The organism is Acinetobacter lwoffii (assembly GCF_024129355.1).
Taxonomy (GTDB): domain Bacteria; phylum Pseudomonadota; class Gammaproteobacteria; order Pseudomonadales; family Moraxellaceae; genus Acinetobacter; species Acinetobacter lwoffii_I.
Window position 1 is genome coordinate 1 of record NZ_JAMXXP010000045.1, and the last position, 18,121, is coordinate 18,121.

At 39.8% G+C, this 18,121-nt stretch carries 17 protein-coding genes; 9 read left to right on the forward strand and 8 right to left on the reverse strand.

Annotated features, from left to right (window positions below; genetic code table 11):
• The first annotated feature begins 369 nt into the window (after positions 1 to 369).
• Both NI468_RS14635 and NI468_RS14640 read left to right on the forward strand, forming a co-directional pair.
• Entirely contained in the window at positions 370 to 999 is a 630-nt protein-coding gene (locus tag NI468_RS14635) for an AAA family ATPase (RefSeq protein WP_253102463.1), read from the forward strand.
• Entirely contained in the window at positions 996 to 1,232 is a 237-nt protein-coding gene (locus NI468_RS14640) for a ribbon-helix-helix domain-containing protein (RefSeq protein WP_253102464.1), read from the forward strand. The genes NI468_RS14635 and NI468_RS14640 overlap by 4 nt, the downstream gene beginning before the upstream one ends.
• A gap of 101 nt (positions 1,233 to 1,333) precedes the next feature.
• On the opposite strand, the gene NI468_RS14645 is transcribed toward NI468_RS14640, so the two are convergent.
• The 4 genes from NI468_RS14645 to NI468_RS14660 all read right to left on the reverse strand — a co-directional run bounded on the left by NI468_RS14645 (position 1,334) and on the right by NI468_RS14660 (position 3,646).
• Positions 1,334 to 1,624, reverse strand: a complete 291-nt coding sequence (locus tag NI468_RS14645; RefSeq protein ID WP_253102466.1) for a hypothetical protein — start codon at positions 1,622 to 1,624, stop codon at positions 1,334 to 1,336.
• A 218-nt stretch (positions 1,625 to 1,842) separates the two neighbouring features.
• Complete coding sequence (locus NI468_RS14650) at positions 1,843 to 2,046, reverse strand: hypothetical protein (protein WP_034121061.1); 204 nt, start codon at positions 2,044 to 2,046, stop codon at positions 1,843 to 1,845.
• A gap of 774 nt (positions 2,047 to 2,820) precedes the next feature.
• Complete coding sequence (locus NI468_RS14655; RefSeq protein ID WP_253102468.1) at positions 2,821 to 3,117, reverse strand: HNH endonuclease; 297 nt, start codon at positions 3,115 to 3,117, stop codon at positions 2,821 to 2,823.
• A gap of 238 nt (positions 3,118 to 3,355) precedes the next feature.
• The gene (locus tag NI468_RS14660; RefSeq protein ID WP_253102470.1) at positions 3,356 to 3,646 is read right to left on the reverse strand and encodes a DUF456 domain-containing protein; all 291 of its coding nucleotides are present in this window, start codon (positions 3,644 to 3,646) and stop codon (positions 3,356 to 3,358) included.
• Positions 3,647 to 3,756: 110 nt separating this feature from the next.
• Between NI468_RS14660 and NI468_RS14665 the strand changes: the two genes are divergently transcribed.
• The 3 genes from NI468_RS14665 (at position 3,757) to NI468_RS14675 (ending at position 5,322) form a co-directional block, all read left to right on the forward strand.
• Positions 3,757 to 4,371: a recombinase family protein gene (locus NI468_RS14665; protein WP_253102472.1), complete on the forward strand. Its 615-nt coding sequence runs from the start codon at positions 3,757 to 3,759 to the stop codon at positions 4,369 to 4,371.
• Between the two features lie 425 nt (positions 4,372 to 4,796).
• Positions 4,797 to 5,045 carry a type II toxin-antitoxin system Phd/YefM family antitoxin gene (locus NI468_RS14670; RefSeq protein WP_253102474.1) on the forward strand — a complete coding sequence of 83 codons (249 nt, stop codon included), beginning with the start codon at positions 4,797 to 4,799 and terminating at the stop codon, positions 5,043 to 5,045.
• The gene (locus NI468_RS14675) at positions 5,035 to 5,322 is read left to right on the forward strand and encodes a type II toxin-antitoxin system RelE family toxin (RefSeq protein ID WP_253102476.1); all 288 of its coding nucleotides are present in this window, start codon (positions 5,035 to 5,037) and stop codon (positions 5,320 to 5,322) included. Before NI468_RS14670 ends, NI468_RS14675 begins: the two co-directional genes overlap by 11 nt.
• Before the next feature lie 164 nt (positions 5,323 to 5,486).
• Here the strand turns inward: NI468_RS14675 and NI468_RS14680 are convergent, their stop codons facing one another.
• Both NI468_RS14680 and NI468_RS14685 read right to left on the reverse strand, forming a co-directional pair.
• Positions 5,487 to 6,782: a Y-family DNA polymerase gene (locus NI468_RS14680; protein WP_253102478.1), complete on the reverse strand. Its 1,296-nt coding sequence runs from the start codon at positions 6,780 to 6,782 to the stop codon at positions 5,487 to 5,489.
• Positions 6,783 to 6,812: 30 nt separating this feature from the next.
• Positions 6,813 to 7,394, reverse strand: coding sequence for a LexA family protein (locus NI468_RS14685; protein ID WP_253102479.1), 582 nt, complete (start codon positions 7,392 to 7,394; stop codon positions 6,813 to 6,815).
• A 1,328-nt stretch (positions 7,395 to 8,722) separates the two neighbouring features.
• Here NI468_RS14685 and NI468_RS14690 point away from each other — a divergent pair.
• From NI468_RS14690 to NI468_RS14700, 3 genes are read left to right on the forward strand one after another with little or no spacing between them, the layout of a single operon-like run.
• Positions 8,723 to 10,273 carry a type I restriction-modification system subunit M gene (locus tag NI468_RS14690; protein ID WP_253102481.1) on the forward strand — a complete coding sequence of 517 codons (1,551 nt, stop codon included), beginning with the start codon at positions 8,723 to 8,725 and terminating at the stop codon, positions 10,271 to 10,273.
• A complete protein-coding gene (locus NI468_RS14695) occupies positions 10,270 to 11,511 on the forward strand; it encodes a restriction endonuclease subunit S (RefSeq protein WP_253102483.1) in 1,242 nt (413 codons plus the stop codon). The genes NI468_RS14690 and NI468_RS14695 overlap by 4 nt, the downstream gene beginning before the upstream one ends.
• 54 nt (positions 11,512 to 11,565) lie before the next feature.
• Positions 11,566 to 12,099 carry a DUF2939 domain-containing protein gene (locus NI468_RS14700; RefSeq protein ID WP_253102485.1) on the forward strand — a complete coding sequence of 178 codons (534 nt, stop codon included), beginning with the start codon at positions 11,566 to 11,568 and terminating at the stop codon, positions 12,097 to 12,099.
• A gap of 61 nt (positions 12,100 to 12,160) precedes the next feature.
• On the opposite strand, the gene NI468_RS14705 is transcribed toward NI468_RS14700, so the two are convergent.
• Positions 12,161 to 13,438: a hypothetical protein gene (locus tag NI468_RS14705; protein ID WP_253102487.1), complete on the reverse strand. Its 1,278-nt coding sequence runs from the start codon at positions 13,436 to 13,438 to the stop codon at positions 12,161 to 12,163.
• A 148-nt stretch (positions 13,439 to 13,586) separates the two neighbouring features.
• Here NI468_RS14705 and NI468_RS14710 point away from each other — a divergent pair, with 148 nt between their 5' ends.
• Positions 13,587 to 16,823, forward strand: a complete 3,237-nt coding sequence (locus tag NI468_RS14710) for a type I restriction endonuclease subunit R (RefSeq protein ID WP_253102488.1) — start codon at positions 13,587 to 13,589, stop codon at positions 16,821 to 16,823.
• Between the two features lie 204 nt (positions 16,824 to 17,027).
• Here NI468_RS14710 and repM read toward each other — a convergent pair whose 3' ends face one another.
• Complete coding sequence (gene repM / locus NI468_RS14715) at positions 17,028 to 17,975, reverse strand: replication initiation protein RepM (RefSeq protein WP_253102490.1); 948 nt, start codon at positions 17,973 to 17,975, stop codon at positions 17,028 to 17,030.
• Positions 17,976 to 18,121: the final 146 nt, after the last annotated feature.

Here is an 18,121-nt window from a genome sequence, read left to right on the forward strand (position 1 = left end):
ACAACAAACATTAATGTGATTAAATGAACGGAATCTGTGATTGAATGGAATGGAATCTGTGATTGAATGGAATGGAATCTGTGATTGAATGGAATGGAATCTGTGATTGAATGACCTCTGTATGCCTTGCTGTCACTGCATTACAGCCAGCTTAAAAGCATTAAAAGCATTAAAAGTTAATAAAAACCTTTTTTCATTTTCTAAAACTTAAAAAGTAAGAATGTATTCCTATCAATTTGATAATGGAATATGAGCTAATAGTTGATACATTTTGGAATTTGTGAAAAGTAAAAATTGTCATTCATTGTCTTTACATATATCTAATTTGATTACATACTAGTTGCAAATTAGTTATAAATTACAAGTAAAATGATTATATTGATTGGAAGCCAAAAAGGTGGATGTGGTAAATCAACAATAGCCATCAACATTGCAGCCTATCTTGCTAAACATAACAAAGACATCGTATTAGTTGATGCTGATCCTCAGCAAAGTTCAGCTAACTGGGTTAAAGACAGGGATAACACTGACTTACCTAAGGTTCATTGTATTCAACGCTATGGCGATATCAAGAACACCTTGAAAGACTTGGACAGTCGTTATGACTATGTTGTTGTTGATGTTGCAGGTCACGATAGTAAAGAGCTGAGAACAGCAATGCTTGCAGCTCATTACCTTGTAGTACCGTTTAGACCATCTCAATTCGATCTAGATACCCTACCTCATCTCTCTGAAGTCATAGATCAAGCCCAGTCATTCAATGAAGACTTGAAACCTTTTGGCTTACTAACATTAGCACCTACAAATCCATCAGTATCTGAAGTACAACAAGCGAATGAATACTTGGCAGATTTCCCATTGTTCACAGCATTGTCTTCAGTAATTCATGATCGCAAGGTTTACCGTGATGTTACTGCTGAAGGTAAAGGTGTTGTTGAATCCAATAATCCAAAGGCAGTAGAAGAATTTGAATCATTCATGAAGGAGCTTTTAGCATGATTAAGAAAAGAGAATTTGCAAAACCTTCTCCTGACATGGAAGCCTTCATCAATGGTGCTAACGAGGAAACTACTGAAAAACCAGATCCGAAAGCACCTAGAAAATTTAAGACGCATACAATTCCAATGAACGAATATGAGTATCAGCTATTGGCTGAGTTAGCTGAAAAATATGGTCAAACCCATAATGGAATTATCAGATTTGCTCTGAAGAAACTTGGTGAAGAAAAGTAACTAATTTGAAACTAATATAGAACTTATTTAGTTGTTAAATGGTTTTGATTTGAATGTAAAAAAGCCCTTAATTATTAAGGGCTCTTCTGTATTTACTAGACCTATATTATGCCTAAAGTACTGCGATTGATGTGCTTAGAGTAAAGCGCCCATCTGAAATAGTATTCTAATGCTTCATCAATCATAGCTTGACGAGTAAGCTTTAAAATGTCTTTTGCTGAATTAAGCTTACTATCCATCTCTGCACTTAAATTAACAGTTGATTTAGCACCTTTACTGTTTGATTTAAGTCGGTCTGCATACAGCTCTATAGCTGCGATAACAGCCCGTTCTATTATCTCCTCTTCTGATATGTCAGAGTCTATTTGAGAGAATTCAACTAAATTTTGCATAACAAATTCCTTTTGGGTTTGAGGCAATCCTTGCCTAATAATTACGTTTATCGAGCATCATTGCTTCGACGGATACAAGTATAGAAGAACTCAAATAACCATACCAAATTTCATTTGATAGGTAGTTGATTAGGCGAAAAGGTGAGAGCAATAGATCGGCAGTAAGCAGTAAATGATGGAACCAAGTGCCAAGGCCTAATCCCCTTATCTAGATGCAGTTAGAAAGTAGTCCCATGTACTTTCATCCAAAGATCAAAGGCTTCTAGCATGATGTCTCTGTGAGTCATGTCCTTGTCCAAAGCATTTAGCCTAAGTTGTTTATAGCGATGTTCATCCATTTTTACTGTTAAGTGCTTTGTTCCAATGATATTGGTCTCAGTGATCTCTATCAATGTTGTCTGGTAAGGTGTTTGATTAGCCATTTTGTGCTCTGTACTTATTGAAAATAGAGCGCATACATACTATTAAACATCCTTTCATGTAAAGCTAAATTTTGATTTAAGTGGTTGATCTTAATGAATTTACGTACGTACGCATATATTCTTTAATTGATTTGTATTGCACTAGGCTAAGCCAAATCTTCGTGAGTTATAGTGCTCTGTATTTGCATAGATGTGCAGTATTGCCCATTAAATCGCATTTCATGCAAGTAGCATCCACATGGTAAACACGGTTTATTGAATATGTTCTTGAATAATGACATTCAGTTTGGCACCTCCGGTGCCTTTTGTGAGTCGCTCAATAATGAGAATAATAGAGACGGTTCCTTTGTAAAACCAAAGTGCTCTACCAATCAGCCTAGAAAGCTAATGACATGGCCAGTTTGCCCTATGGGAGTAAGGCAAGCGACTAGGTTTGATTGGTAGAGGATTTATCGTAGAGCATGATTTTGGTGTGGTTAACTAACTTATGCCTCAGATTACTGTTGATCTGATATTGCTCTATTGGATCAAACAATACGATTGTACATGAATGAACGCGCAGGATTACCCATCCAATTGGATTTCATGCAAGCAGAGAGATCGGATAGGTGTCTGTGTGATACCAATTACCCCTGAACTGTCTCAATTTGAGATAGTTGGACGTCATTTAGTATCACTGTGAGACTGATTGAACATACTGCGAAGCTCAACACTTACCATGTCTAGGAGCCAGCACCCGACAGGGTGACTGGTGATATAGGTAATGGTAAGTGGCTAAACGATGTGTTTCCTGATGACATCAGCAATGGTCTCTAGGGTAATGCCTCTCTTTCTAGCATTCTCAGAGTGAAGCCAAGTTACTAAATCTTTACTACCTTTAGATGCATTACAGCCCACACAACAAATTGCAATATTGTCTACTGTGGTAATCCTTATATCGTTAATGATGTGTTCCCAGGACTTCTTTTTGGCCCTTTCATTAGTAAATGTACAACCACAATACACACAAGATTGATCACGCTCTAAAACAAGGGTTTCAATGTCTTTGGGGATTCCCCATGAATTAGCCATTCAAGTACACCATTCTTTTGGGTTATCAAATGACTATAGTTATGGGATCAAACTATATGTCTGTATGTGAATGAAAGTGCAGAACTACCCAACCAAGCAGAGGGAGCGTGAATAGATGTACCTGTGACATATATAAATGGAAAAGGTGTCTATGTGACACCTTCTATTAACTATGTGGGCATTGTAAAGGGTAGATTGTATATCTAGCTAATTACGAATTATCCCCTTCATTTTAATTCTAATCTTCAGGACCAAAAATTGCCCCAAGTGTTCCGCCTATTAGAGCTCCAACAGGACCTGCAAGTGCAAGACCTATAACCGCTCCTGTTCCAGCACCTTTTTTTGAAGGGTTACACTCAAATTCTTTTTCCTCTGTAACACTCCCATCTTCATTTGTTTTAGTTGTAGTTCTGGTACGTACTACTCCAATAGGAGTGGTTGCAGGCTGGATCAACTCACTTAAACTTTTCTCTTCCATATTTTTTCCCTCAAAAGTATGTACTGTAGAGATTAATTGGTTTCTTATCATTTAGCTATACCTGAATGATAAAGACCCAAACAGCATTTAATGTCTATCAATAGACTTAATTTTTCAATTAAATGATAGTATTATCATTGTACTATTTAAGCCAAGTACAAATGATAGAAATGATAACACGTATCTACCTCAGAGCATCAACCAAAGATCAAGACGCGCAAAGAGCACTACAGGTTCTGCAGGATCTAAACCAGCACCTTAACTTGGGTGAAACCATTGTGTATGTAGAAAACTACAGTGGTACGAGGTTAGACCGTCCTGAATTGAATAAGCTACTGTCTGAGGCAAATGATGGAGATGCACTATTAGTTGAAAGTGTGGATCGTCTGTCACGTCTAAGCCAGGCAGACTTCCAAGAACTCAAACGAAGAATCCAAGAGAAAGGTTTGCGACTCATAGTGGCAGATCTACCGACTACCCATCAATTAATTCAAACCACTGACAGTATTACCAGTTCGATCCTAGACCTCATCAACAACATGCTGATAGATCTCCTTGCAACCATGGCTCGTCTGGACAATGAGAAGCGTATAGAACGCATTAAGCAGGGCCTACAGCGTTCTGGTTACAAGCCAAAAGGTAAGAAATTCAATGAAGCTAAACACCAACGAATCAAGGAGCTCCTAGCAGCTGGGAATATGACAAAGGATGAAATCGCTAAAGCAGTAAGTTGCGGTATCGCAACCGTGTACAGGGTTGCTAAATCTTCTTATTAGTATTCAAAAGGACTTTAAGAGTTATTAAAGAGTGTTTTTAGAAACACCTTTAAAGGTGCTCTTTAGTATGTTATTCTGCCTTCAGAACAAGAGCACTTATTAACTAGAAGGCACCGCTATCTAATGATCATTTCAACAAATGCTTTATCTAGCTTAGGTCACATCTTAGATCGAAGCGTAGATGATTCTTTAGATACTGTCTTTAGATTGATTGAGGCCATTGTTCGTCGGTTAGATTACAAAGCCTACTCATACGCAATATGGCAGTCACTTTACCGTAAGAAAATAGATGAAACTGAACGTACAAAGCTAATCGTTAATAGGCTCAAAAGAGAAGCCAGAATATTCCAGCTAATTAATTATCTAAATCATCTCATATCTATCTATCCCAAACTGCAAACCATGAACTACATCGAGGCTTAACCATGACTCAACTAATCCATGCACGAATGACTGCAAGTATTACTGAACTCAAGAAGAGTCCAATGGATACGGTGTTAGCAGGTAAGGGTGAACCAGTAGCAATCCTGAACCGTAATACTCCAGCGTTCTATTGTATTCCAGCTGAACTATATGAAACTATGATGGAACAGCTAGAAGACTTAGAACTAAATAAGATTGCAGATGCTCGTGCGAATCAGAAACGCATTCGAGTAAACATAGATGAACTATAAGTTAGACTTTTTAGAAGAAGCATTAGCAGAATGGAACAAGCTGAATCCAAGTATTAAGCAGCCATTGAAGAAGAAGTTGATCAAGGTTTTGGAGAATCCCCGCATTCCCAAAAACAAGCTGTCAGGACATCCTAATCGCTACAAGATCAAACTTCGCAGTATTGGCTATCGTTTGGTTTACGAAGTTATTGATGATGAGGTAATTGTCATTGTGATTGCTGTAGGCAGACGTGAAAACAATGCTGTCTATGATGATGCCAACTCTCGTCATTCATAAATCATGTAATGCCCATAAGCAGAAAGTGTCTATGAAAACACTGATGTTTATGGGCATTTTTTATGTAGATTATCTTTGATAAAGTAGTTATAAATTACAACTACTTTACAATCAATAGACAACTATTTTGAAACCAAAACGAAATCAATTTTTAGAGAGGATAATTACTTTACACAAAGAAGTTGATCCCATTTAAAGTAGTTCTGTGTCAGTCGATCTCGTGACATATTCCATGGTCTGTTCGGCATTAAACTCGCACCCAGGGCAATCTTGGTTTTGCCATACTTAAGATGAATCGCTTCAAGGGAATCCATCAGAGCATCACTGATCTCTACATGCTGCATGTCTGTGAACATATCATAAACATGGTTTTCCTTTGGTTCGAGACACGTCAGAATCACGCCACATTTCTTGAATGCTATATCCTTTGCATACAGGCCATCAATCATCGCTGTAGCGAGTTTAGAGAGCACTAATAGGTTGTCGGTAGGTTCTGGTAAAGCCAAGGATAAAGACTTGTTGTAGAAAGGCTTTGAGCTATCAAATGGATTTGATTGAACGAAACCAATCAAACAACCACACAGCAGATTATCATCTCTCAGCCTGCTAACCGCATCCATGACATACAATGACATAGCTTCTTTAAGATCATCAATATGGTAGATCCTCTTCCCAAAAGAACGGCTAGCAATGATTTGCTTCTTTGCAGGTGGAGTATGTTCCAATTCAATGCAAGCAACTCCATGCAGTTCCAATAAGGTCCTGTGCATCACTATAGAGAATTGGTCCCTGATCATCAGCGGAGAAGCCAAGACGAAATCCATAACTGAATGGATACCTATGCTATTGAGCTTCTTCGTATGCTTGCGACCAATGCCCCATACTTCGCCGACATTGATAGATTGGTATAGGGTCTCTGCTGAACATGGATCTATCGAAACCAAGTTGCAAACACCATTGAAGTAAGCGTTCTTCTTGGCAATATGGTTCGCCAGTTTCGCTTCAGTCTTTGAACGTCCAATGCCAATACAGGCAGGTAATCCAAGCCATTGGAATAAGCGTTGCAAAATCTGTTGAGCGTACTCTGTGAGATCGTAGTTTTCTGCATGGGCTGTAAGATCAAGAAAGCACTCATCAATGGAGTAGATCTCTTGTTCTTGAGGTGCTACGAACTCTGAGAGGATCTTCATGAACCTACGAGACATCTCTGCATATAAAGCATAATTACTTGAGAGCACTTGTACGTTGTTTTGCTCGACAATGTCCTTAATCTGAAAGAGTGGGATACCCATCTTAATACCTAATTTCTTGGCTTCTTGAGAGCGTGCAACGGCACAGCCATCATTGTTTGATAAGACAATAACTGGTTTTCTGTTTAGGCTCGGATTGAAGACACGTTCGCAACTGACGTAGCAATTGTTGATGTCAACTAAAGCATAGATACTATGTTTACGATTCATGGATGAAACCAAGGTAAAAGAGTGGCTGTGTTACTTACGCTTTCTGAATGACTTTAGTACGAAGGTAACAACACCCCACACAACTACTTCCTGTTCACCATGAAAATGGATGTTTGGGTAGTCTGGGTTTTCAGCTTTAAGCCAACGATTTCCATCTTCTTCAATCATTAGACGTTTGACAGTAAATTCATTGTCTATCCATACAAGTACGATGTCTTCGTGTTTGGCTTCTAAGCTACGATCTACAATAAGTTCATCGTCAATGTCTATGCCTGCACCTAACATTGAGCGTGATGAAACAGTAACTACGAATGTTGCTGCCTCATTTTTTACGAGGTGCTCATTCATGTCTAGAGTTCGCTCAATATAGTCTTGTGCGGGAGAGGGGAAACCAGCAGCTACTTTTTCTAAAGCTAGAGGAATTCTCATGGAGGTACTTGGATCAACTAGCATGATTGAAGCTACATCATTGAATCTGGCTTCCTTGGATTGGGCCAGGTAATTCTTGATCTCAATAACACGAGATTCCGGCACACGAATTACTTTTGTAGGTTCATCATAATTTGACTTACGACCAGCACCCTCCCGAAATCCTCCTCGATTACTTTTCATCTTATCCCCTCATTCTTTGATTAAGTTACAAAATCAAATATATGATGGAATGTGTTAAAGATTCAAGACTATGTCGATGAATGGTTAATAAACCTTATGGAAACCATAAAGGCTACTGCAAACTTGAAGCATGAGCCACGAACGCAGTGAGGTGGCGATAATGCGGGAAAGTTTGCAGTAGCTTTCTATAATGAAAAGTTTTGAGAAAATTGCTCACATTAGTACGAAGGCAGGTGAGAGGTTCTTGGTGCCGGTATGGGGCATACCACCCCCCCGGGGCTAAGCCAGAAAAGGATTCTTTGAAGACAGTTTTGTATGCATTTGTCTCAATGCTCAAATCAAACCATCTATGCCACCGAGCAGATATTAGCAGAACTATCAGGTGACTATGGCACAGTGCAAATCTTGCAAAAGACTCTAAGCCTATGCTTTTCTACATTTCAAACGTCTGCTTATTAATAAGTTTTATGTATCAATCTATGCAACAATTGCCTTGAATTCTCACATACCAACTAAGTGATACCTAAGTGCCGATGCTATTGGTTTTGAACATTATTTACCCATTTGATCTTGGTTTACATGTGAAGAATTTGACAATCCTCTTGACAAGAAATAAGATCTTATTAAAACCATATACTTAATACTTAATACTTAATACTTAATACTTAATACTTAATACTTAATACTTAATACTTAATACTTACAAATTACCCCAAAGACATAATATGTCTTTGGGGTAATTTGTACCTAGATTCTATATAAAGAATAAGTACATTAATCACCTGCCTTAACTTAATTTACCCTTCTGCATACTACGTACTACGTACTTCGTATTTGAAGGGTAAATTAAGTTAAGGGAATTAAATGGTTATAGGATTAGAAGAATTGAATAATTAACTTAGATAGCTTCTAAATTTTGCATTTTTAAGATCCTATTGAAGTCTACAGATAGAATACAAACCAAACATACCCATAATTCCTCACAGATTGCGCTGTATTTGATTTTTCACATCACCCTGGTATGTTTGCATAGCCCAATCTAAAAAAGTGGAAATACGCGAAATGGTGAGAAATTAGAAAGCCACCTCATTCTCACACTCAATTGCGCTGGGTATTCTTCGCCAGGGTATTGCTCAGACTTTCCTTTAAATCAAGTCAGGAATTCCCCCTGAATTTTCATACAAAAAATCTATTAATTGGATGCCTTCTCAAAGCCATATTGGATAGTGCTTGCCCCCTTCTCTGATCTGCCACTTACGAACATGTGCAGAATTGGTTAACATGCAATTCAACTAAAATCATATAAGTTATTCATTAAAGGACGATTCATGGCTCGTGCTCCAAAGAAAGAAACCAAACAAGAACCCTTAGAGGTTGTGTTATGGAAGACAGCAGACAAACTTCGCAAGAACATTGATGCTGCTGAGTACAAGCACGTTGTTCTTGGTTTGATCTTCTTGAAGTACATCAGTGACACTTTTGAAGCGCATTACAATTTACTGGTTTCAGGTGAAGGTGAGTTTGATGGGGCTGATCCAGAAGACCGAGATGAATACACTGCATACAACGTATTCTTCGTTCCTGAAAATGCACGTTGGTCATTCCTGTTAAACCAAGCAAAACAACCTACCATTGGTAAGTTAGTCGATGATGCTATGGAAGCCATCGAGAATGACAACCCTCAATTGAAGGGCGTTCTACCTAAGGTCTATGCACGTCAGAACCTCGATCCTACGAGCTTGGGTGAGTTAATCGACCTGATTGGTACCATTGCTCTAGGTGATGCTAAATCACGCTCTGCTGACGTTCTAGGGCATGTATTCGAGTACTTCCTAGGTGAGTTCGCTTTAGCTGAAGGTAAGCAAGGCGGGCAGTTCTACACACCTAAATCCATTGTTAGTCTGTTGGTCAATATGCTTGAACCATACAAAGGACGTGTATTCGATCCTTGCTGTGGTTCGGGTGGTATGTTCGTTCAGTCTGAGAAGTTCGTAGAGTCGCATCAGGGCTTGGTAGATGACATCTCCATCTATGGTCAAGAAAGTAACCAGACCACTTGGCGTTTGGCCAAGATGAACCTGGCAATTCGTGGCATCAACTCAGAGCATGTGAAATGGAACTCTGAGGGTTCATTCCTGAATGATGCACACAAAGACCTGAAGGCTGATTACATCATTGCCAACCCACCATTCAACGTCTCTGACTGGAGTGGTGAGCAATTGGTGGGAGATGCTCGCTGGTCATTGGGCACACCTCCTGCGGGTAATGCCAACTTCGCATGGATGCAACACTTCCTGTATCACATGTCACCTAAAGGTCAGGCAGGTGTAGTCCTTGCGAAAGGTGCATTGACTTCTAAGACCAGTGGTGAGGGTGAGATTCGTAAAGCCTTGGTTTCAGAAGCCAATGTCATTGACTGTATTGTGAACCTACCTGCCAAGCTGTTCTTGAACACTCAGATCCCTGCTGCTTTATGGTTTATGAGACGTGATCGTGTTGGTTCAACCCAATACAAAGATCGTAGTAATGAGATTCTGTTCATTGATGCTCGTAACTTAGGTCATCTGATTAACCGCAGAACCAAGGTGTTGTCTGATGAAGACATTAAGCTGATTACTGACACTTACCACAATTGGCGTAACAAAGATGGTGAGTATGAGGATGTAGCAGGCTTCTGTGCATCTGTGACCTTGGATAAAGTGGCAGAGCTTGATTATGTTTTGACTCCAGGTCGTTATGTTGGTTTAGCTGATGATGAAGATGATTTTGACTTTAAGGAACGCTTTACCAGCCTTAAGGCAGAGTTTGAGGCACAGCTTGCTGAGGAAGCTAGGCTGAATCAGGTAATTGCTAAGAACTTGGCGAAGGTGATGGTATGACTAATTGGGTGAATCATAAAGTTGAAGACTTGATTGATTACAAGAAAGGATATGCTTTCAAGTCTTCCTTCTATGATCAAGAAGGTGATCATCTAATTGTCAGAGTTTCCGATACTACTGAAAATTCAATCAATATCCAGACATGCCATAAAATTCGCAAAGAGCATGTAATTGGCTTAGATGCTTATATGCTCAGACATGAGGATGTAGTTATAGCTACAGTAGGGTCTTGGGCTGACAATCCTCAATCAATTGTAGGCAAGGTAATCAAAGTTCCTAGAGAGGCTAATGGAGCTTACTTAAACCAGAATGCTGTAAGATTGCGTGCTAACAGCAAAATTACACAGGATTATTTGTATTTTGTATTAAAGCACAAGGGGTTTTCTGATTATCTACTAAATTCAGCTCAGGGCAGTGCGAACCAAGCGAGTATCACACTAAAAGACATTTTTAGTTATCAAGTACTATTACCGCCTCTCCCTGAACAAAAAGCCATAGCCTCAGTCCTTTCATCATTAGATGACAAGATTGACCTACTGCATCGTCAGAACAAGACCTTGGAAGCCATGGCTGAAACACTGTTTCGTCAATGGTTTATTGAAGAAGCGAAAGAGGATTGGTCTGAATTCTATATTCGAGATTTAGAGATCTACATCGCAGATTATGTAGCTAATGGAAGCTTTGCAAGTCTTAAAGAGAATGTCACATTGATCACTGAAAGATCAGACTATGCTCTCTTTATTCGTAATACAGATCTGAAATCAAATTTTGCAAATAAAGTATATGTAGATGAGCATTCTTATAATTTCTTGGTCAAGACTAAACTCTATGGAGGGGAAGTTATTATCTCCAACGTTGCTGATGTGGGAAGTGTTCACCTATGTCCAAGATTCAATATACCAATGACATTAGGCAACAACATCATCATGTTACGAAGCAAATTCAACTATTTCTTGTACCTATATTTTACATCTAATGTTGGACAAGATGCTTTGTATGCTATTACATCTGGAAGTGCTCAGCAGAAATTTAATAAGACTGATTTCAGAGCTTTGAAAATATCATTACCTAACTTAGCAATTCTAGATGAATTTAATGAATTGGTTTCCCCTTATTTTATCAAGAAAGAATACAATCTTAATCAGATTCAAACACTAGAAAACCTAAGAGACACGCTTCTACCAAAGCTCATGAGTGGTGAAGTCAGAGTCCAGAACCAAACAGAAGAAGTTGCATAACATTAAGGTGAAGTCATTTGATGGCTTCACCTTTTTTACATCAAGGGGTAAACCATGAACAAGAAGCTGCTAGGGGCTTTAATAGCAATCGTAGTCGTGATCTGTGGCTACTGGTATGCAACACCATACCTTGCACTCAATAACATCAAGAAAGCAGCACAGGCAGGTGATAGCGACACAGTGTCGAAGTACATCGACTATCCAAGTGTTCGTCAGAGCTTTAAAGATCAGATGAATGCCAAAATGGCTAAGGAGGTGATGAAACAAGATAATGATGGATTCGCAGCACTAGGTGCAATGCTCGCATCTACCATGGTCGACAAAATGATTGATGGCATCGTCACTCCTGAAGGCATGACTTTGATGCTCAAAGGCAAGGACCTGAGAGATGCAGAACAGGATTCACAAGATATACAAACTTCTGAAACACAAGAACAAACTAAGCCAGAATATGAAGCAGGCTATACCTCAATGAATGACTTTGAGGTGGTCATTAAAGATCAGGATCAGTCTAAAGAAGTCAAAGTGCTTATGGTTCGTGATGGCCTGAGTTGGAAGATTCACAAGATCGCTGTGCCATTGAACTAGATTTTATTGAATACAGAAAAAAGTAGCCTTAATCAAAAAGGCTACTTAAACCCATACTGGATTAGACTGCGATTTTTTCCCCTGTATTCAAACATAGGAGATGTTGATCATCTAATTTCTGGAAAGCTAGTTTGATTGGAGGTTCTTTTGCCATTAAAGCTTGGATACCTTGTTCCGCTATTGCCTTCGCAAACATACTTTTTTCAGTGAAGTTCACTGAGAATTTCTCTACTGTCTGTAGTAGCTCCTGTTTTCTTTTATCCAAAATACCAGGCTGATTTTTTGATTTCCGATCTATAACACTACCAGTCACGGCTGCCGTAGTCTTAACTGCTGCTATGCTTGCTAGACCTCCCACAGGCCCTAATGCAACGGTTAAGAGTGATGCAGCAATTGTCCCCTTATTATCACTAACTGTTTTCTGAGCTTTATTAACCCAAGAATTCATAGAGTTAATTTCACTGGTAATACTCTCTTTTAACTGAGTATTTAACAGTGTTAAATTTTCTAGCTCTTGCACAATACGCTGTTGAATCAATTCTTTGATTGAATCCATATCTCCTAAGTGATCCATAAAATGGCAGCAAATTAGACGCAAACTCAAACATAGGAATGCTAGCTCAGCTAGTTCATTTACTTCTTTTACTTTTTTCTCAATATCTACCTTTAGGTCTGCTGTTCCAAACATTTCCTTATGTTCTACTTTTTGTAGGCCATATTTCTCTAAATCAGCTTTAAGGTGTAAGTAGATCTGTTTTAGATCATCATCATATTTCGACAAAATAGAGGCATTAAGAATACCTTTGCGTTGTTCTGGACTTGCGATAGTTAAAATTTCTATCTTCTCTTTTAAGCTATCAAAGATCGCTTGAATTCTTGTTTTACGTTCAGTATGTTGGAAGTCACTAATCCGGTTTACACCATCCTGTAGATCTTCCAACTTTCTATTGATATCTGCTAAATGCTTTTGTGCAACTATTACAGAAGCAATTTGCCAGACAGCAGCAGCATTTACTAAGTTTGATAATGAATCAGCATGATACAAGCGAGCATGTTCTGTAAATTCTCCATTTGTTGCTCGAGAGAATGCTCTTAAACCATTTCCATCAGCAGCTTTTGCTAAATCTCCATGAATCACAACTTCCATAATATGTTTATTAGCAACCTCTGCTGCTGTCATTAATGCAGGAGCAGCTTGTGCAGCAACTGAGGCAATATTTGAAAGAGCATCCAAGAAAGGAATTTTCTTATATTCTTTTTCCTGTTTGGAATCTGTAACTGAAATCTCTACTAAAGGGTGTTGTTCATCTTCCCCAATAATAATTGCATTTGCCCCCATCCTGTTATCCTTATGTCAAAGTAAAATTAGACTAAAAAATCAACCTAACAAATTGATCTAAATAGCCAAAAAACGTATTTTATCCAATTTTTGTGATATTAAGTTTATAACTTTTCAAAATTATAATGTGAGCGTTTTAGTGTCAAAGATGACCGAATCAGACATTGAGCTGATGGCGATAGAGCAACTGGAGGGAATGGGCTATACCTATGTGTATGGACCTGAGATCGAATCCAAAGGAAGCAATCCTCTGCGAAGCTATAAGCAGGTCATCTTGGAAGCCAAGGTGCTTGAAGCATTGCAGCGTCTCAATCCTCACTTGAATGAAGACAAGTGCGTTGAAGCACTGAAGCAAGTCACCAATTTACAATCCCCTGATATGCTCAGCAACAACCAGACATTCCATCGCTTACTCACTGAAGGCATCAACATTGAAGTCAGCAAGGATGGTAACACTCAAGGTGAATATGCCTGGCTGATTGATTTCAATGAACCAACCAATAACGAATTTCTAGTCATCAACCAAGTCACCATCAAAGAAGATCGTTGGACCCGACGACCAGACCTGATCCTGTATGTGAATGGTTTACCCTTGGTGGTGATTGAGCTCAAGAACGCCACTGATGAGAATGCTACTGTAGATGGTGCTTACAGGCAGATACAGACCTACCAAAGCCAAATCCCTAGTCTGTTTACCTACAATGCCTTCAACGTCATCTCTGATGGTTTAGAGGCGAAAGCAGGAACGGTCTCAGCAGACCTCAGTCGTTACATGGCTTGGAAGACCAGCAATGGTCAAACCAAGGCGAATAAGACTCAGGCACAGCTAGAAGTCTTACTACATGGTTTGCTGAATCCAGTGACATTACTGGACATGATCAGGCACTTCATCGTGTTTGAATCCAACAAACAAGAAGATGCCAATGGCTTGATCACCATCCAGACCATCAAGAAGATGGCTGCTTACCACCAGTACTATGCGGTGAATGCAGCAGTCCTCTCGACTATTCGTGCATCTGCAGTGAACTCGGACTCGAAATCTGCAGAAGTCGCAATGCAACAGCAAGGTAGAAGCAAGCTGGAGCTGGTTCAGCAGCAAGCAGTAGGTGACAAGAAAGCCGGTGTTGTATGGCATACACAAGGCTCAGGCAAGTCTCTGTCCATGGTTTTCTATACAGGCAAGATTGTCCTGGCTTTGGATAACCCGACAATTGTCGTGATCACAGACCGGAACGATCTGGATGACCAACTGTTTGGAACCTTTGCTGCATCCAGCCAATTACTTCGTCAAACACCTAAGCAGGCAGAGAATCGAGAAGAACTCAAAGAGCTACTCAAGGTTGGTTCAGGTGGGGTGATCTTCACCACCATCCAGAAGTTCCAACCAGAAGATGGTGGAAGTGTCTACGAGCAACTCTCAGACCGAACCAATATTGTAGTGATTGCAGATGAGGCACATCGCTCACAGTATGGTTTCAACGCAAAGGAAGTGGATGTTAAAGATGATGATGGCAAGGTAGTAGGTAAACGTACTGTCTATGGTTTTGCCAAGTACATGCGTGATGCTTTACCGAATGCCACTTACCTTGGCTTCACTGGTACACCAATTGAGAAGACTGACGTCAACACGCCTGCAGTGTTTGGTAACTATGTCGATATTTATGACATTTCTCAAGCAGTAGAGGATGGTGCTACTGTTCGAATCTTCTATGAAAGCCGACTCGCCAAGATTGCCATCAGTGAGGAAGGCAAAGAACTGATTGAGGAATTTGATGACCAGTTCACTGAAGAAGACCTAAACCAGACACAAAAAGAGCGAGCGAAGTGGGCAAGAGTCGAAGGACTCATTGGTAGTAAAGAGCGTATTAAAGCGATTGCCAAAGACATCGTAGAACACTTTGAACAACGTCTTGTTGCAAATGCAAACCAAGGTAAAGGCATGATTGTCAGCATGTCTCGTAGGATTGCTGTGGCTCTCTACAACGAGATTGTAGCGATCAAACCAGAATGGCATAGTGATGACTTGCACGATGGTGTAATCAAGGTCGTGATGACCTCATCTGCTTCTGATGGTGAGGAGATTGCTAAACATCACACGACCAAGCAACAACGCCAAATCCTCGCTAATCGTATGAAGGACAATGATGACAAGTTAAAGCTCGTCATTGTTCGGGATATGTGGCTGACTGGTTTCGATGCTCCAAGTATGCACACGCTCTACATCGACAAGCCAATGAAAGGTCATAACCTCATGCAAGCAATTGCACGAGTAAACCGCGTCTATAAAGACAAGCTCGGTGGCTTGGTGGTGGATTACCTCGGTATTGCATCGGATCTGAAAGAGGCTCTTTCTTTCTATTCTGAAGCAGGTGGTAAGGGTGATCCTGCGCTGGTTCAAGATGAAGCTGCAACCATCCTGCAAGAGAAGCTCGAAGTCCTTGAGGGCATCATGCATGGCTTCAACTACCAGGAATACTTCACAGCAGATACCTCTCGTAAACTGAACATCATTCTGGAAGCTGAGGAACATATCCTCGGTGTAGATCAGGGCGAAGGCAAGACACGATTCCTCAATGCAGTATCAGCGATGTCACAGGCATTTGCATTAGCTGTACCTCATCCAAGTGCGATGGAAGCAGCGCCAGTGGTTGCATTCTTCCAGGCTGTAAAAGCACGACTAGCCAAGTTCAGTGATGGTTCAGGAAAAGTCTCTGGCCTCAGCAATGCTGAATTGGAAGCCAAGGTCAAACAGACCATTGACCAAGCGCTTGTGACTGAACAGGTGGTCGACATCTTTGATGCAGCAGGAATCCAGAAGCCAGACATCTCCATTCTTTCTGATGAGTTCATGCAGGAGATGAAAGGCTATAAGCACAAGAACATTGCATTAGAGACCCTCAAGAAGCTCTTAGGCGATGAGATCAAGATGCGAGAGCAGCGTAGTGTCACGCAAGGTAAAAAGCTCATGGAGATGCTTAGCTCTGCGATCAAGGGCTATCAGAACAAGGTGCTGACTGCAGCCGAAGTGATTGATGAACTCATCAAGTTGGCTAAGGCAATCCAAGAGTCAGACAAAATGGCAGAGGAACTCAACCTGACTGAATATGAATATGCGTTCTATTCAGCAGTTGCAGACAATGACAGTGCTAGAGAGTTGATGCAGAAAGAGATCCTGCGCGAACTCGCTGTTGTGCTGACTGAGTCTATTCGTAAGAACGTAACCTTGGATTGGACCATCAAAGAAGCTGCTAGGGCGAAGCTGAGAGTCATTGTGAAGCGTCTACTCAAGAAGTATGGCTACCCACCTGATATGGCTTTATTGGCGACAGAGACTGTACTCGAACAGGCAGAACAGTTAGCTGAGGAATTAGCATCTGCTACATAAGGTTTTACGCTCCATTTGATAAAACACCCACTCAATTTGAGTGGGTGTCTCGAGCCATAAACAACTTTTAGCAGTAGCTTTGGACATCATCGAGCATTATTATCATAACCTACCTACATGATTGCTTTATAGGCTAAAAACCACATAATTAACAACTAAAGAACAACTAAATTAGTTTCAAATAAGAACTAGAATTGAGAAGTTCTACTGAGATACTTTCTTTGGTTTAGCTTTCTTAAATCCTACTTGATAGAGAAATGGAGTAAGCATCTTCAATTTTTTTTCATCCTCTAGCCATAACTCAATTCGTTTTGCAAATGCCTCTACTTCCTCACCAGGTTCTGCTTTTCCTCCTAATTCTTGGAGTTTTGATAATTTACTAGCAAAAGTAACACGTTGGTTTGGAGTCAGATCAGAAGGAATTAACGATGCTTTTGTATCTAGGATGGTAATTTCTTGTTGTACTTGTTTAGGCTTTAACTTGAAGGTGAATCCACTAATAGTTCGACCATTCTTCTGTTGTTCATAAGTCACTTTGATGTCTGTGTACTCATTAATTTGAGCAATTGATGCGTCTAGAACACGACTTTTGAAATGCCCCATTTGCCTATACTCATCAGATGCAATCCCTAAGCTATCTCTCAAATTGATGAGCTCAAAAGAACATTTTCCTACATTACGCCATGCAATCAGCATCTCATATAATCTAATAGCGTATTTACTTGTAAGTTGAGAAACTTGCTTTAGTTGGTAGCTAGTGAAATGCTGCTCTAATCGAGTAATTAATGGCACAACATCTGGTGCAAAAGTTACTTCCAATATAGCTACATTGGGAGCATATGCTACACGACTGACCCAACGTGATTTAACCACAAATTCCGTTCCATCATGTCTTTGTTCCTTATAGGAAAAGTAACGATTAAAGAGACTTTCTGATGCGCTCTTTAATACTTCATAAGCTGCACTTTTCTCCACGTTAAACTGCTTCATATAGTCACTAGCATGAACCTCTAAACGACTGTCAGAAGTAATCCCTCGCCCTGTTTCCCGAGCTTTTACAATGGAAAGTAAAATTAGTCTTTGTTCTGCAAGCTCTAAATTATAAGAAGCATTAATAAGAGCATTATCTTTAACTACTAGTTCAGTTTTCATTTTTCAATTTACTAGCACAAGTAAAATCACACTATATATCACAGCTTATTTAATCACAACAAACATTAATGTGATTAAATGAACGGAATCTGTGATTGAATGGAATGGAATCTGTGATTGAATGGAATGGAATCTGTGATTGAATG

Bases quoted from the DNA above. Each gene is read 5' to 3' on its own strand.
- repM (WP_253102490.1), bottom strand. From the start codon at position 17,975: ATGAAAACTGAACTAGTAGTTAAAGATAATGCTCTTATTAATGCTTCT.
- NI468_RS14710 (WP_253102488.1), top strand. From the start codon at position 13,587: ATGACCGAATCAGACATTGAGCTGATGGCGATAGAGCAACTGGAGGGA.
- NI468_RS14665 (WP_253102472.1), top strand. From the start codon at position 3,757: ATGATAGAAATGATAACACGTATCTACCTCAGAGCATCAACCAAAGAT.
- NI468_RS14635 (WP_253102463.1), top strand. From the start codon at position 370: ATGATTATATTGATTGGAAGCCAAAAAGGTGGATGTGGTAAATCAACA.
- NI468_RS14695 (WP_253102483.1), top strand. From the start codon at position 10,270: ATGACTAATTGGGTGAATCATAAAGTTGAAGACTTGATTGATTACAAG.
- NI468_RS14650 (WP_034121061.1), bottom strand. From the start codon at position 2,046: ATGGCTAATCAAACACCTTACCAGACAACATTGATAGAGATCACTGAG.
- NI468_RS14670 (WP_253102474.1), top strand. From the start codon at position 4,797: ATGACTCAACTAATCCATGCACGAATGACTGCAAGTATTACTGAACTC.
- NI468_RS14705 (WP_253102487.1), bottom strand. From the start codon at position 13,438: ATGGGGGCAAATGCAATTATTATTGGGGAAGATGAACAACACCCTTTA.
- NI468_RS14700 (WP_253102485.1), top strand. From the start codon at position 11,566: ATGAACAAGAAGCTGCTAGGGGCTTTAATAGCAATCGTAGTCGTGATC.
- NI468_RS14645 (WP_253102466.1), bottom strand. From the start codon at position 1,624: ATGCAAAATTTAGTTGAATTCTCTCAAATAGACTCTGACATATCAGAA.
- NI468_RS14660 (WP_253102470.1), bottom strand. From the start codon at position 3,646: ATGATAAGAAACCAATTAATCTCTACAGTACATACTTTTGAGGGAAAA.
- NI468_RS14655 (WP_253102468.1), bottom strand. From the start codon at position 3,117: ATGGCTAATTCATGGGGAATCCCCAAAGACATTGAAACCCTTGTTTTA.
- NI468_RS14640 (WP_253102464.1), top strand. From the start codon at position 996: ATGATTAAGAAAAGAGAATTTGCAAAACCTTCTCCTGACATGGAAGCC.
- NI468_RS14680 (WP_253102478.1), bottom strand. From the start codon at position 6,782: ATGAATCGTAAACATAGTATCTATGCTTTAGTTGACATCAACAATTGC.
- NI468_RS14690 (WP_253102481.1), top strand. From the start codon at position 8,723: ATGGCTCGTGCTCCAAAGAAAGAAACCAAACAAGAACCCTTAGAGGTT.
- NI468_RS14685 (WP_253102479.1), bottom strand. From the start codon at position 7,394: ATGAAAAGTAATCGAGGAGGATTTCGGGAGGGTGCTGGTCGTAAGTCA.
- NI468_RS14675 (WP_253102476.1), top strand. From the start codon at position 5,035: ATGAACTATAAGTTAGACTTTTTAGAAGAAGCATTAGCAGAATGGAAC.